The organism is Embleya sp. NPDC055664, from assembly GCF_053618075.1.
In genome coordinates this window covers 164,687-179,489 of record NZ_JBSHGZ010000001.1, presented here as the reverse complement: position 1 = coordinate 179,489, position 14,803 = coordinate 164,687, and the positions used below count along the sequence as shown (strand labels likewise).

Genomic DNA, 14,803 nt, shown 5'->3' with positions numbered 1-14,803 from the left:
GGCCGGGCGCCTCCTTTTCTTTTGCCCGAATACCGCCTCTTCGCCCGAATCCCGCGCCGGTCCGAGCCCGCGCGGCGGGTGTGCGCGGCGCGGGCGCACGAACCGTTTCCGGATCGTTTTTCCCCGCTCTACCCGTGCCGTGCCGCAGGTCCTACTCTGCTCTCCAGCAAGCACGTCGACGGGTCCCGAAGGGGCGTGGGCGATGCCCGGGGTGCGCACGCTCGAAGAAGTGCTCGACCACGACGGCCCGCTCGCCGAGGGGCCGTTACGCGAGGTCGCGGCGGGTATCGCCGATGCGTTGGCCCGGGTGCACGCGATCGGCCTCGTGCACGGCCGGCTCGGTGCGGACCAGGTCCTACTCACCCCGTACGGCCCGCGCGTGACCGGGTTCGCCGGCCGCGCCGACACGGACGACGGCGGCGATCCGTCGGAGGACGTGTACGCCTTCGGAACCCTGATCACCCTGGCCGGCGGCGGGGCGTCCTCCGGCGAACTCGGCCCGCTGCTGCGCCGCTGCCTCGACCCCGATCCCGGGCGGCGCCCGACGGCGGTCGACGTGGACCGGGTGCTCACCCCGAGGCCGGCCGTGCTGACGGTACCCGCCGGGGTGGACGACAGCGCCGACGTACCGCAGGAGGCCCGCGCGCAGGAGCCGCCGACCGGGCGCGGGCTGACCCGTCGGCGCCTGCTCGTCGGCGGCGGCTTCGCGCTCACCGCGGCCACCGTGACCTCCGCCGGCGTCGCCTTCGCGCGCTATGCCGGGGGCGGTGGCTCGCGCCCCAGGATGCGGTGGCGGCGTTCGGTGGAGGGTCGGGTGACCACCCTTCAGGTTTTCGACAACGTCGCCTACTGCACCACGACGGACAACGTGGTGATGGCCGTTGGCACCGAGACCGGGGTCGCGCTGTGGACGGCGCGGACCGAGTCGATGGTCTGGTCCCAGCCGGTGGTCTCCGGCACCGCGATGTTCCTGGCCTGCGTGGCCGGACAGGTCACCGCGCTCGATCCGAGCACCGGCGAGCGGCTGTGGCAGCAGCACGCGGGCGACCAGATCCTCGGCGCGCCGGTGCTGTACGGCTCGTCCCTGGTGGTCGGCACCCGGGACGACCGGGTGGTGGGCATCGACATGACGCAGGGCGGGCAGAGTTGGCAGTGGAGCGAGGGCACACCACACGGCGGGGTGATGCCGGCCGTCTCGGAGACCGGCGGCGACTTCCTGTACCTGACCCACAGCGACGGTACGGTCGGCGCGATCCGCGACGATCGCCGGGAGCCGAGGTGGTCGACCCGGCTCGACTCGCCGATCGCCCGCCCGGCGCGCGCGATGGGCGATCTGGTCTTTGTGGTGTCGGGTTTCACGCTGGTGGCGCTCAGCGGGTCGACCGGCGAGGTGCGGTGGCGTTTCCAGGGCGCCCCGGATATGACCGTCCCGGTGGTGACCGAGAATCTCGTCTACACCACCGATGTCGGCGCGCTGTACGCGCTCGACGCGCGTACCGGCCGGGAGCGCTGGCGGCAGCCCACCGGCGCGCGGGTGCCCAGTCCGGTGGCCCTGGTGAACGGGACCGCCTATGCCGGCGGCACCGACACGCTGTACGCGTTCGACCCGGTCACCGGCGGGCGGCACTGGCGGCACGGGCTGCCGACCTACCTGACCGCCGCCCCGGCGGGGGCCGGCAAGGTGCTGCTCCTGGGTACGGCCGGGTCCGAACTGGTCGCGCTGGAGACCTGATCGGTCCGGGTCGCGGCGGCGAGCGCGGCGTGGGCGGCCGGCACGTCGGCCGCGGTCACCGTGATCAGCCGGCCGCCGCCCGCCAACGCGCACACCGCGCGTCCGGGGGCGCTCGACGCCGGTTCGGCCGGGGCGGGCAGGGTCAGCCGGGTGCCCACCACGGTCCCGCCGGCGGTGCCGGCCGGTCCCCGCCACCCCGGCGGCGCGGCGGGGCCGTATGCGCTCCGCTGCCGCAGCACCGGCCGGCCGGCCACCACCGCGTCCCAGCGCGAGAGCACGTCGCCGCAGGGTTCGCCGGCCCGGCCCAGGATCAGCGTCTCCTGGGCGAACAGACGTGCGTCCTCGGCGAGTTCGGCGTGCACGACGGTGTGGAACGTGGCCCGCGCGGCGACCACGACCGGCTCGGGCGACCAGTCGAGGACGGCGCCGGCGGCGATCACCAGGTCGACCCGCTGCCGGGCCGGGGTGCCGTCGCCGATCAGCACCACCGCGGCGGCGGCGGTCCGGATCCGCAGCCGGGCGCCCGGCCCCACCTCGACCCGCACCGCCAGGTCGTCGCCGCCGATCGGGCCGGCCGCGCCGCCGACGAGGACCACCTCGGGGATCGGCCCGGGTACGGACACCTCGCGCGGCGCCAACGGCACCTGTCCGCGCAGTCGGGTCACCACCGAGCGGCCGTGCCGAACCTGCGCGCGGATCAGGGCGGTCGCCCTCACCCGCCGACCGTGGCCGGGCGCGCCGCGGGGACGGGGGTGCCCGCCCGCCAGGCGGCGATCTGGTCGAGCACCCACGCGGCGACCACGTCCGCGTCCGGGGTCTCGCGCAGGGACAGGAAGGCCACCGGGGTGCCGGGGCGCATCCGGGCGGCGTCCCGGTCCATCACCGCCAGGTCGGCGCCGATCTGCGGGGCGATGTCCGTCTTGTTGATCACCAGGAGGTCGGAACGGCTCACGCCGGGGCCGCCCTTGCGCGGGACCTTGTCGCCGCCGGACACGTCGATGACGAACATCTGCACGTCGGCCAGTCCCCGGCTGAACGTCATGGTCAGGTTGTCCCCGCCGGATTCGATCAGCACCAGGTCCAGGTCCGGATGCGCCGCCTCCAGGTCCTCGACCGCGTCCAGGTTGCCGCTGATGTCGTCGCGTACCGCGGTGTGCGGGCAACAGCCGGTCTGTACCGCGGCGATCCGGTCCGCCGCCAACACCCCGGCCGCGCGCAGGAAGTCGGCGTCCTCGGTGGTGTAGATGTCGTTGGTGACGACGGCGAGCGAGAACCGCCCCGCGAGGACTCGGCACAGCGCGGCGACCAGCGCCGTCTTGCCGGATCCCACGGGACCGCCGACGCCGATCCGCAACGCGCGCGTGCCGGGCGCCGCGGGCTCGGGGTGTGCCGGGTGTGTCGGGTGCGCCGACGGCCCGCCGTTGCCGGGTGTGTGGTCAAGATGCAAAGTGGACGACCTCCTCCTGGACGTGCAGTTCGTGGCAGACGTCCAGGCCCACCGCGGACCAGCAGGGCAGCCGGTCCCAGTCGCCGTCGGCGGAGACGGTACGGGCGGCGTCGGCGGCCTCCTCCGCCACCTGGTCGCAGTGCCCGGCCATCTCGGCGAGCACCACGGTGACCGAGATCGGGTCGAGGGAGAGCAGTTTCACCGCGGCGGAGGCGGGCCCGTTGACCACGTTGGTGGCGGCCAGCACGGCCGCCTCGCGCGCGTCCAACCGGGCCCGGGTGGCCGCGGCGCCGAGCACGATCGCATGGTGCGGGGACACCCCGAGCGCGGTCCACGGCTCGGTGGGCCAGGCGGCCTTGACCACCCGGCGCAACGACCGGCCCTGTGCGCGCGAGGCGGCCCGGGCGGGCGCCGACGCGGTCCTGGCGTCGAGTTCGGCGTCGAGTTCGGCCCAGGGCCCGTGTTCGGGCAGTGTGTAGGGGCCGGCGGTCAGCGCGGCGACGGCGGCGAAGGCCGCCTGTACCGCGCCGGTGGAATAAAGCTTGCCGAGCAGGAACTCGGTGAGCGTGTCGAGGTCGTGCACCTCGCCGCGCAGGACCGCGTTCTCCAGACCGCCGGAGTGCGCGTAGCCGCCGGCGGGCAACCGTGAGTCCCCGAGCAGGAGCAGTCCAGCACCCATCAGTACCACCTCTTACTGGTCGTAACGTGTCGATGTCGGTCCCGGCCGGTCACCGCAGTCACAGTTCTCTCCCCTGACGGTGAGTCAGCTTTCCCTGACCCTCCGTCAAGAAGCAAGCATGTGCAATCAGAAAAGGAAATAACGTTGGGCCATCGGCAGGGTTCCGGCCGGCGCGGCGACCACCTTCTCGCCGTCAACCCGGACGGAGAACGTCTCGGGATCCACCTCGATGCGCGGCATGGCGTCATTGAGCGGCATGGCCGACTTGCCCCGACCCCGCACGTCGCCGGTGGGCACGAGTCGACGATCGAGGTCCAGCCGCCCCGCGAGCCCGTCCTCCAGAGCCGCCGGCGCCACGAAGTGCACCGAAGTGGCCGCCGCGGTGCGCGCCGTAGCGCCGAACATCGGCCTGGGCAGCACGGGTTGCGGGGTCGGGATCGACGCGTTCGCGTCGCCCATCGCGGCCCACGCGATCGCCCCGCCCTTGACCACCAGATGCGGTCGCACACCGAAGAATCTCGGGTCCCACAACACCAGGTCGGCGAGCTTGCCGACGGCCACCGAGCCGACCTCGTCGTCGAGGCCGTGGGCGACCGCCGGGCAGATCGTGTACTTGGCCACATACCGCCGGGCCCGCAGATTGTCCGCGGCCCCGTCGCCGGGCAGCGAACCGCGCCGGACCTTGTTCACGTGCGCGGTCTGCCAGGTGCGCAGCACGGTCTCGCCGACCCGGCCCATCGCCTGGCTGTCCGAGCCGATCATGGAGATGGCGCCGAGGTCGTGCAGCACGTCCTCGGCGGCGATGGTCGAGGGGCGGATCCGCGATTCGGCGAACGCCAGGTCCTCGGCGACGGCCGGGTTCAGGTGGTGGCAGACCATCAGCATGTCGAGGTGCTCCTCGACCGTGTTGACGGTGTGCGGCCGGGTCGGATTGGTGGACGAGGGCAGGATGTTGGGCAGTCCGGCCACGGTGATGATGTCGGGCGCGTGTCCGCCCCCGGCGCCCTCGGTGTGGTAGGCGTGGATGGTGCGCCCGCCGATCGCGGCCAGCGTGCCCTCCACGAAGCCGGTCTCGTTGAGCGTGTCGCTGTGCAGCGCCACCTGGATGCCGGCCGCGTCCGCCACGCGCAGCGCGGCGTCGATCACGGCCGGGGTCGAGCCCCAGTCCTCATGCAGCTTGAGCCCGCCCGCGCCGGACCGGATCTGCTCCCACAGGGCCTCCTCGGACACGGTGTTGCCCTTGCCGAGAAGCACGAAGTTGATCGGTACGCCGTCCAACGCCTCCAGCATCCGGGCCAGATGCCACGCACCGGGCGTGACGGTGGTCGCCTTGGACCCCTCGGCAGGACCGGTCCCACCGGCGACCATGGTGGTCACCCCGGCGGACAACGCCTCGGGAAACTGCGTCGGCGAGATCAGATGCACGTGGCAGTCCACGGCCCCGGCGGTCAGGATGCGCCCGTTGCCCGCGATGATCTCGGTGGACGGCCCGATCACCAGGTCGGGATGCACCCCGTCCATCGTGTCGGGGTTGCCGGCCTTCCCGATCCCACACACCCGGCCGTCCCGGATCCCGACGTCGGCCTTGACGACGCCCCAGTGATCCAGGATCACCGCCCCGGTGATCACGGTATCGGGAGCCCCCTCGGCCCGAGTCCGAAGCGACTGCCCCATCGACTCCCGAATCACCTTCCCTCCACCGAAGATCACCTCGTCCCCGGCAGCCCCCAGCGGCCGAGTCAAATCCTCGGTCACCTCCACAAGCAACTCGGTATCGGCCAGCCGAATGCGATCCCCGGTGGTAGGCCCATACAAAAGCGCATACCGATGCCGATCGACGGTCGTCACCGAGAGCCCTCCTCGGGAACAGCCACTCCCGAAGCCGCACCCGGCACCGCTTCACCGGGCAACTCGTCGAGAACCCCGCCCCGTCCGACCCGAAGCCCGGGCACCACCCGAGCCCCCGCGAGCGGCACCAACTCCACCTCGCGCCCGACCCCCGGCTCGAACCGCACCGCGGTCCCGGCCGGCACATGCAGCCGATGCCCCCAGGCCGCGTCCCGATCGAACTCCAACGCATCGTTGGCCGCCGGAAAATGCAGATGCGACCCCACCTGCACGGGCCGATCCCCGGTGTTCAACACCATCACCGTCACCACAGCCCGCCCGGGATTGAGCACAATCTCCCCCGAGCCCAACAAAACTTCCCCAGGCACCACAGCAGCCAACGACCGCCGAGCCCGCCCCCCACTCACGGAATCGGCCGATGCACGGTGACCAGTTTCGTCCCATCCGGAAAGGTCGCCTCCACCTGCACCTCGGCCACCAACTCCGGGACGCCGTCCATCACATCGTCCCGCCCAAGCACATGCCGCCCGGCCTCCTGAAGGTCCGCCACCGACCGCCCATCCCGAGCCCCTTCAAGCAAGAACGAAGCCAACACCGCAGTAGCCTCAGGATGATTGAGCCGCAGCCCTCGGGCTCTCCGCCGCTGCGCAAGCTCAGCCGCATACGACACCATCAACCGCTCCTGCTCATGCGGCGTCAACAACACGCGGCACCCCTCCCGACCATCCGAACCGACTCGTTGCCCTCGCAAGCCTGGCGGCCTCGTGTTACCCAGTGAAACAATCAATGTTAACGCCACGTGTCCAACTGCTCACGCACTTGGCATGGGTCGCACCGTCTTCGCTACGGCAACAGACCGGCTGTCGCCAAGGTACGCAGCAGCCCCGCCAGGTACCGACTCCTGGCGGGGCTCCCATGTCCTCTTACTATTCGATCGGGATGGATTCCGGTTTCCCGCGGGCACATCTCCCGACGTGAGATTTTTTCGGGACCCCGGCCAACCGACTCCTCACCTTCTAAAAAGGCGGCTCGTCAACCGATTCCCAATTTTCCTGCGAATCATGAACTTTCCCGTACTCCCCGGAGGGGAGCTGATCAGTATACGATTCAATCAATATCCGCCCCTGCCCCCAGGCATTCAATGCCTCGGAAGCCAAACGTCTACGCAACTCACTGGAGCTTTGCGCCAGAATGTTCTCCACCAAAGGAGTCAATCCCCTGCGATGCATCGCCAATGCTGGGGACTCCAAGAATCGAACGGCGGCAACAAGGGCCACCTCCACTACTCTCGAATCAGAGTCATCAAAGTAGGAAGCAACACTTGGAAAAGCTTCCGGATAAACGCTCCTCATACCTATGAAATCGGGGAACGGCTCGGTTGGTGAATATTTGCCCCATTCTCGAATGCGCTGCTCCTGGCCAACGCTGACATCAAAAGCCACGTTGGCCAGCCATTTAAGAAGTTTGCCTCGGAGTGGGAATTTTCCCTCTTCCCACGGAGGGGCAAGTGCGGCTCGACTTGGCCGGTCACCCAAAAGCGCGGCAACATACCTGAAAGCTGGCACGGTTGCAGAATACACCACCCCATCGTTGAGGAGAGTGTTGTCAAGGTGATCGAGTGAACTCACTACCGCCGAAAAGTCACCCGATGCCAAGTCTCGAAGCTTGGCCGGAGTATCCGGGAAGGCCACGCCGTCAGCATTTTCGAGATCAGCCCAATCGGTGAGATCGATGATCGCATATGGATTCAAGTTATCGCCGTTCACATTTATAACGCCACCATAGTGGCCCACTGGAGAGCAGCCAAGGCGCGGCCATAGGGGCCGCGCCTTGGCAAATCCTCAGAAGGATACCTCACTGAAAACTTGGCCGCGCTGAGATCGAACCCCTAGCGATGAGTTCGCCGGCAGCATTCCCCTCACGTTCGACTTGCAGAATCCGCACGGCCCGCCAGGCTTTGAAACCATCAGCCGACCAACCAACCCCCCGGATCCCGACTGTTTAGCCAGAATCCTCATGATAGTGGCAGCCTGAACCTCGACATGCGAACCGAAAAACTTACCGCCGCCCGGTTTCGCCGCAGCAGGCATCTCGTCCATGTTGGCTTTGATCAAGGGATGGAGCCTATCGGAAGATAGGTCGAACAACTCCCTGTGTCCCTTAATCCAGAGGTACCCGCCGGTGGCTTCGTCCGGCCGACTGGAACGTGCGGCGCTCTCCGAAGCTCTGGCATGCGCCCGTTCATCCCGAGTGCAGTTGTGAACGAGTGCCGAAGCCCCGCCGGCCACCACATAGTACGTATGCAGCTTCGATACCGTCAGATTACGGACGCTTTGACTTTCCGTCCATGACTTGACCGAAACAGCCTGCACCCAAGTACCGGCGGATGTCCGCAGCCAAGCGCCAGGCACAATTTGATCGGCGCGTGTCCACTCTCGCGCCTCGGGCAACCAGAACGGATGACCATCGGTCGCGGTGATTTTTTCTGTCACCGACCCGGCGCTTCCGTCCGTGTCGACGGTAATCTCAACGAGGTTCTTGACTCCCTCGCCCTTGATCAGCGCCACGACAGTCTCTTCGCCGCTGCGCCCCGACTCGGGATCGTCTGCCAAGACCGTGTCACCGAGTCGAATGTCTTCGATTGGCTTTGCCGAACCATCCGCCATCAAGACTCCGGTACCCGGGACGAAACTGTTCGCCGTGCAGGAGTCATTCTTGGCGGGCTTCTCCGCCGCCTTCTTGTTTTCGGTCGACTTCGAGGCCTTGCCGTCGCCGTCCGAACTCTTGGCCTTGGTAGACGACTCCTTGCCCTGTTTCGCCGCAGACGCCGCTGCCTCGTCAGCCTTCTGGGCCGCCGCTGCGGCTTCCTCCTGGGCCTTCTTGGCTGCGGCGGCCTCCTCCTCGAGTTTTCGGGCTGCCGCTGCTGCCGCTTCCTGTTCTCGTTGCCATGCCGCCAGGTCTTCGGCGTACTTGGCCATTGCCTGCTGGTAGCGCTCGGCCCTCGCGATGATGTCGAGGGCGCGTTGCACGACGCCGGCCCACTTCTTCATGGCGTCGTAGGCGCGCTTCAGGCCCTTGGCTATTCGCTTGGCCGCGCCGCCGCCGCCGAAGAAGGAGAACGCCGCGTCCGCCGCGATGCCCGCGCAGGCCCAGCCGTCGCCGCCGACGCAGTCGCGGATGTCGTTGTAGCCGGATGCGTCCTTGAGGGCCGACATCGCGGCTTCCATCGCGACGTCGATCAGGCTGCGGCCCTTGGCCCAGTGCGCCCAGGCCAACTCGGCGTCCGAGAAGTCCTTGATCGGCATCACCGGCATGCTGATGGCCAGACCCGACGGGTCGCTGAACGTCACCGGAGAGTTGGCCGCGTACACGTACGCGTTCATCTGCTTCGGTTCGCTGTAGTCGATCACCGGGTCGACGGACAGAAACCGGCCTACCGCCGGGTCGTATTCACGTGCGCCGAGATGGACGAGCCCTGTGGACTCGTCGTTCGTCCCGCCCACGAAACCCTGGTTACCGGGCCAGATCGACGGCTTGACCCCGCGAACATCACCGAATGGGGTGAACTTTCGACGCGTCACCTCCTGGGTGTCCGCGTCCACCGCCGTGTTCGCGGTGCCGTTCTGGTCGGCCATCAGGTACGAACGTTTGGTCTGACCGTTCTCCACCGTCTTGACCAGCGTCGGCCCGGCCGGGTGCGCGTAATAACGCGTGCCCTTGACGATGTTGCCTGCCGGGTCGAGTTGGACCTCGGTTCCCGGGAGATACAACGTGGTGCCCGACGGGTCACGCTTGATCAGCCGCTCGCCGCCCGCGTCGTACAGGAACGACGTGACCTTCGTACCCTCGGTGACCTTCGAGACATGACCCTCGACGTCCCATTCCAGATTCTGCGTATCCCCCTGGATGGTCCGCGTTGCCGTGTTGCCCGCCGCGTCGTAGGAATACGACTCGGTCCGGCTTCCGCCTGGGCCCGTCGTGTCGACCTTCTTCAGGTAGTTGGCGCCCGCCGTGCCCGGAGTGCCGTACGTGTAGGCCCGGTTGACGTCCTGGCCCGCCGCGCCCGCCGGGTCGTGCTTCGTCTCCGTCTTGCGGTTGCCCGCGGCGTCGAAGCTGTAGGACGACCAGTACGCGTCGGGGCCGCCCACGCTCGGCCGGCCGCCGTTCGGGCCGACCTGGCCCGGCTTCGTGGCGCAGTCGTCCGTGGCCGACCACGCGTCCGTCATCCGGCGCATGTAGTCGTACACGAAGCACTGGGTGTCCGTCGTCGACGGCGTCGGGTTCGGCCCGAACGCGTCCGTGATCCTGGTGATGTTGCCGACCGTGTCGTACTCGGTCCGCGCGTCGTTGATCCGCGACGGCGAGGTCTCCCGGTCGTTCACGGTGCGTGTCGGCCGCCGCGTCTGCTCGTCGTACTCGTACGTCGACCACACCTGCTTCGGCGCCGGACCGGCATGCGTCCGCAGCACGTCGCCCAGCGGCGAATAGTCCACCCGGTCGACGAACGTGTCCCCGTTGATGCCCATCACGGTGGGCAGTTCGTACCGGTTGTAGGACATCGTGATGTCCTCGATCGGCAGACCCGCCACCGCCGGGAACGTGCTGGTCTCGGGCAGACCGTTGGTCTCGGAGTAGGTGCTGGAGAAGGTGTACGTCTTCGCCAACTTGCCCTCGGAGGGCGGGATGGTGATCTTCGTACCCTTCGGGCGGTACTCCGTGTCGTAGCCCGTGACCTCCTGCTTGTACGCGTTGCCGTTCACGAACCGCGTCGAGGAAACCGGCAGCCCCAGCGCGTTCGGCAGCGTGTCGAACACCGACTCGGTCAGCTTCGGGCCGGTGATCGAGCCCTCGTGCGTGGCCTTGACCCGGCCGAGCACGTCGTACTCCGGCGCGACCGTCTTCCCACGCGCGTCCGTCGTCGTCGCCAACCGGTCACCCGCGCCGTAGGTCATCGTCGACGTGCCCTTGTCCGGGTCCGTCACCTTGACCTGACGACCCCTCAGGTCGTACTCGAAGCCCCACGTGTTGCCGGCCTCGTCCACCACCGACGACAGTTGGCCGCGCCGGTTGTAGCTGTAGCGCGTCGTGTCGTGCGCGCCGCTGGGGTCGGTGCCCTTGAAGAACTGCAACTCCGTCTTGCGACCGACGGCGTCCAGGATGGCCTTCGTCGGCGTCTCACCCGTCGGCGGATCCACCATGACGAAGTCGCCACCGTAGGTGGTCGTCGTGCGCGAGGTCTCCACCCCGAACTTGCGCGAGATCTGGACCGTCGGCTGACCCGTCGAGTTGTACTCGGTCAACGTCGACGCCGGGACCTTGGTGTCCAACGGCGCGAACATCGCCCCCTCGGGCGCACCGTCGGCGTAGTAGCCGCCGTTCGACTTCCAGATCTGACCCAGGCTGTTGTAGAAGGTGTCGGTCACCATGCGACCGCCGCCCAGCGCCTCCATCTGGGTCTGCCGGATGCGCAGGCTGCCGTCGTAGATGTCGTAGCTGGTGCGGTAACTGCCGTCGTCCAACAGGTTCTTGTTGGTGATGACGACCGGCCCGTCACGACGCACCGTGTACGAGAACTCGGCGTCCGCCGACTTCTGATCGGGGTTCCGGTCCGGCGACCACGCCTTGACGAGCCGGCCCAGCGCGTCGTACCGCATCACGCTGCGCCGCTTGTTGGCGTCCTCCTGGACCAGCGTCGCGCCGCGTCCCGGGTCGGTCTCGACCGACTGCCGGTGACCCAGCGGGTTCGTGATCGTGGTCTTGGTCGGGATCTGCCCGGCGGCCGGGAAGTATTCGGTCGAGTTGACCGCGCCCAACACATCGGTGACCGACTTCGGCCGACCGTACGCGTCGAACGTGGCCGTGCCATCCAGCACATACACCGGCTGACCGCCCACGTAGTCCGAAAGGGACTCCGTGCGCTCCAGGTTGCCGACCCCGTCGTAGAACATCTTCGCGTCGGAGGTGACATCCTCCGGCCGCTGTACGTTCTGCGCGTCACACGCCTTCGCGACCGACTCGATCCGCGACTGGCGGTCGATCATCCACTTGGTCTCGTCCGGCGCGTACCAGTACCGGGTGCACGAGTCGTCGTTCGGATCCGCGATATCACCCAGCGACGACGTCGTCTCGATGAAACCCCGCGCGTTGAACGTGCTTTCCGTCGCCGTACGGCGCCAGCCCCGCCCGTCCGTCAGCAGCACCCGCGAAGCGGTCTTCGTCGTCTGCTGTACGAACGCCTGCAACGGCGGCGTCTCGTTCGGCCGCACGCGCGTCGCGGTCGGCCCCGACAACCACGGCGTGTACGTGGTGGCCGCCTGGAGCGGGCCACCCTCGCCGTCGTAGACCAACACCTCGCGCGTCTGGCCCGCGTACAGCTTGTGGTCGGCGATCTCGCCGTTCTCGGAGTCCTTGACCTTCACGCTCCGCCGGGCATCCGACGTCGGTGACGCCCGATCGCCGTCCAGACCGCGGAAGAACAACGTCTCGGTCTGCGTACGCCGGTCCGGGGCCTGCCCGATCAGCGTGCGCACCCGCTCGTAGCCGCGCCACTGCGACCACGTACGCGTCTTCGGCTCGGTGAGCTCGTTTTCCTCGTCGTACGCCCACGCCGGCGCGCCGAGGTAGTCGTACGAGGTGACCCGGGTCGGCGTGCCGGCGATCGCGTCCTGCTCCTGGACCCGCTCCACCACGTGCTTGTGGAAGTAGTCCGTGACGTAGAGCTTGCGCTTGCGGTCCGGGTCGCTCGGGTCCGGGATCTCCTGGATCACCGGATAGCACCGCAGCGCGTTCGACTCCGCCGCCGTCGGCAGCTTGACCGGGTCGACCGCCGAGCACTCGGTGTCCTTGAACTTCACCGAGACGATCGAGCCGGTCTCGGTGTCGATGTTCTCGATCCGGTAGCGAAGATACGGCGGCAGCGCGTCGCCATCCTTGTCGACGCGGTTGGGCAGTTGCTTGCCGCGGAAGGTGACCGGCGGCAGCGTGATCGGCGTGCCGTTCTTGCCGGTGCGCTGGATCGACGCGAGCCACAGCGGATAGTCGGTGCCGTCGCCCGTCATCGGAAAGTCCTGGGTCAGCGCCCAGGTGTCGACCGGCTGATAGGCGGCGCCCGTCCAGACCTTGGTGTTGATCTCGGTCAAGCGTTTGCGGGTGAAGAACGTCGGGGTGAACCGCGCCTTGCATTCCTCGTTCGCCGCGCACAGCTGGTCACCCGGGGTGTCCGGCCACATCTTGGCGATGTTCCAGTCGACTTCGGGCTTCAGCTTGTCCTCGGCGCAGTCGAACGTGGGCGAGGTCAGGCAGCGCTCGGCCACCGTGAAGTCGACCTGTGCCGGTGCGTTGGTGAAGAGGTTGTCGCTGCGCAGACCGTACGAGACGTGGTCGAGCCAACCACCGCGGTCGTAGGCCCGGTTGGTCGAACCACCGGCGAACTTGAAGTTCGCGCCGTAGTGGTTGACCTCCTTGTTGTACCAATACGTCATGGCATTGCCGCGCGGGTCCACGACGTAGTCGAGGTTCCAGCGCCAGGCCCGGTCACAGGCCGAGTCGGCGAAGTCCGGCTGGTAGCAGGGCTCTCCGGGCTGGTTGTTGTAGATCGGGACCAGCCACGCCGAGTTGGTGACGGGCTTGCCCGGCTGCCATCCGGGGACCTTGTTCAGACCGAACCAGAACTGCACGCCCTGCGGGTTGGTCACCCGCCAGTGCACGCCCTCCTTGTCGCCGTTGAGGTCCTGGGCGCCGGTGATCAGCTCGATCCGCGAGCCGTCGTCCTTGGCCGGGCGCCACACCTTGGTGACGTCGTCCTGCACCAGCGGCGTCGATCCGCCGTTGAGCGACATCGTCATCATCGGCGCGCCGTGGCACAGGTCGCCGGTGTCGTCCTTGGGGTTGTTGAAGCCGGACCCGTCCTTCTTGTCCTGGCTGCACGGGACCCAGGTGCGCTCGATGAAGTTCGAGCCGAGGTCCCAGCCGTCGCCGACCCACGAACTCTGCTGCAACGAGGCCGAGGTGCGGCCGTCGATGCTTGCCGAGGAGTAGCCGAGCGCGAGCGAAGGGGCGGGTCCGCCGAGCGAGCCGGGAAGTTCCAGCGGGTACGACCACGAGAAGTCACCCGCGGCGCCACCGGCCTGCCACGACCCGGACGCGCTCAGCGACGTCGCCTTGTAGGTCCCGTTCGGCCCACTCGCAGAGGGGGTGGCCGCGAGCAGCATGCCCTGCGCCGGAGCGCCGGCCGTCCGGGCCTGGAGACCCGCCACACCGGCGGCTGCCGGCTGCACGGTCGCGGTCAGCTTCCCCGTGCTCGGGTCGTTGCGCATCTCGACCGGGGTGCGGGTCTGACAGGCGGGCAACTGCGGTGTGGTCACGGCACATTCGGGCATCGCCACGAACTGCAACCGGGAACCCCAGCCGCCGCCGTACGCGTTCTTGAACGCGCTGTAGTCGAGTTCGACGGACACCGGAGCCGGCTCGGCACCACCGTCGGTGCGCTTGACGCCCAGCACCAGCCCGTTGCCCACGCCGGCCTTCGTCGCGGTCGCCCGGTCGAGCAGGTCGACCCTGACCTTGACCGGGGGCGCGTCCACGGCCGTCTGCGCCGAACGGTTCGCCGCTCCGGGCACCGTCGGCGAACCGACCCGGATCGGCAACGAGCCGGCCGGCGCACCTGCGGGGGCGCCGGCCGACCTGGCCGCCGACAACCCCTGCCCGCGCGGGACTTCCACCTCGGCCGAGCCGGGTGCGGGCCAGGCGACGCCGGGCGCGCCCCGCCAGGTCTTCAGCTGCGACTCCGCCGGCGGCGGATCGTTTCGCTTCGTCGACGCCCGCTCGCCCGGCACCCGGGTCAGCTGCTGCAATTCCGGCAACGAAGGCTTCGCGGCCGGCTCCGCGGCGGCCGGCATCACGGTCAGGCTCGATCCGACCAGCACCGCCGCGATCAGCGGTGCCGGCCATCGCCACGGGCGTTTGATCACCGTGCTCATCGCACGGGCTCTGCGTCTGCGCACAACCCCACCCAAGGAATTCGGACGTGGGGCCCCCAAGATCCACGCCACCCAATGATGGCGGTGAAGCTAGCAGTCGCAGAACCGTTCCGGCGACT

Annotated in this window: 9 protein-coding genes; 1 reads left to right on the top strand and 8 read right to left on the bottom strand. The window is 68.6% G+C overall.

Annotation, left to right across the window (positions count from 1 at the left end; genetic code table 11):
* Positions 1–202: 202 nt before the first annotated feature.
* Positions 203–1,732, top strand: a complete 1,530-nt coding sequence (locus ACWGR4_RS00705; RefSeq protein ID WP_452130139.1) for an outer membrane protein assembly factor BamB family protein — start codon at positions 203–205, stop codon at positions 1,730–1,732.
* Here the strand turns inward: ACWGR4_RS00705 and ACWGR4_RS00700 are convergent.
* The 8 genes from ACWGR4_RS00700 to ACWGR4_RS00665 all read right to left on the bottom strand — a co-directional run bounded on the left by ACWGR4_RS00700 (position 1,648) and on the right by ACWGR4_RS00665 (position 14,684).
* The gene (locus ACWGR4_RS00700; protein WP_452130138.1) at positions 1,648–2,448 is read right to left on the bottom strand and encodes an urease accessory protein UreD; all 801 of its coding nucleotides are present in this window, start codon (positions 2,446–2,448) and stop codon (positions 1,648–1,650) included. The two genes, ACWGR4_RS00705 and ACWGR4_RS00700, sit on opposite strands and share 85 nt — an antisense overlap.
* The gene (gene ureG / locus ACWGR4_RS00695; protein WP_379996439.1) at positions 2,445–3,179 is read right to left on the bottom strand and encodes an urease accessory protein UreG; all 735 of its coding nucleotides are present in this window, start codon (positions 3,177–3,179) and stop codon (positions 2,445–2,447) included. Before ureG ends, ACWGR4_RS00700 begins: the two co-directional genes overlap by 4 nt.
* Positions 3,169–3,858 carry an urease accessory protein UreF gene (locus ACWGR4_RS00690; protein WP_078974844.1) on the bottom strand — a complete coding sequence of 230 codons (690 nt, stop codon included), beginning with the start codon at positions 3,856–3,858 and terminating at the stop codon, positions 3,169–3,171. Before ACWGR4_RS00690 ends, ureG begins: the two co-directional genes overlap by 11 nt.
* 126 nt (positions 3,859–3,984) lie before the next feature.
* Complete coding sequence (locus ACWGR4_RS00685) at positions 3,985–5,706, bottom strand: urease subunit alpha (RefSeq protein WP_452130137.1); 1,722 nt, start codon at positions 5,704–5,706, stop codon at positions 3,985–3,987.
* A complete protein-coding gene (locus tag ACWGR4_RS00680) occupies positions 5,703–6,077 on the bottom strand; it encodes an urease subunit beta (RefSeq protein WP_452130136.1) in 375 nt (124 codons plus the stop codon). The genes ACWGR4_RS00685 and ACWGR4_RS00680 overlap by 4 nt, the downstream gene beginning before the upstream one ends.
* Positions 6,078–6,109: 32 nt before the next feature.
* Positions 6,110–6,412 (bottom strand): urease subunit gamma, encoded by a 303-nt coding sequence (locus tag ACWGR4_RS00675; RefSeq protein ID WP_126639422.1) that lies wholly within the window; start codon positions 6,410–6,412, stop codon positions 6,110–6,112.
* Between the two features lie 310 nt (positions 6,413–6,722).
* On the bottom strand, positions 6,723–7,472 hold the full coding sequence (locus ACWGR4_RS00670) for a hypothetical protein (protein ID WP_452134159.1): 750 nt from the start codon (positions 7,470–7,472) through the stop codon (positions 6,723–6,725).
* A 75-nt stretch (positions 7,473–7,547) separates the two neighbouring features.
* Entirely contained in the window at positions 7,548–14,684 is a 7,137-nt protein-coding gene (locus ACWGR4_RS00665; protein ID WP_452133713.1) for an RHS repeat-associated core domain-containing protein, read from the bottom strand.
* Positions 14,685–14,803 lie beyond the last annotated feature (119 nt).

What these genes read in the sequence shown, in the direction of transcription:
- ACWGR4_RS00705 (WP_452130139.1), top strand. Translation starts at nt 203, where the DNA reads ATGCCCGGGGTGCGCACGCTCGAAGAAGTGCTCGACCACGACGGCCCG.
- ACWGR4_RS00690 (WP_078974844.1), bottom strand. Translation starts at nt 3,858, where the DNA reads ATGGGTGCTGGACTGCTCCTGCTCGGGGACTCACGGTTGCCCGCCGGC.
- ACWGR4_RS00665 (WP_452133713.1), bottom strand. Translation starts at nt 14,684, where the DNA reads ATGAGCACGGTGATCAAACGCCCGTGGCGATGGCCGGCACCGCTGATC.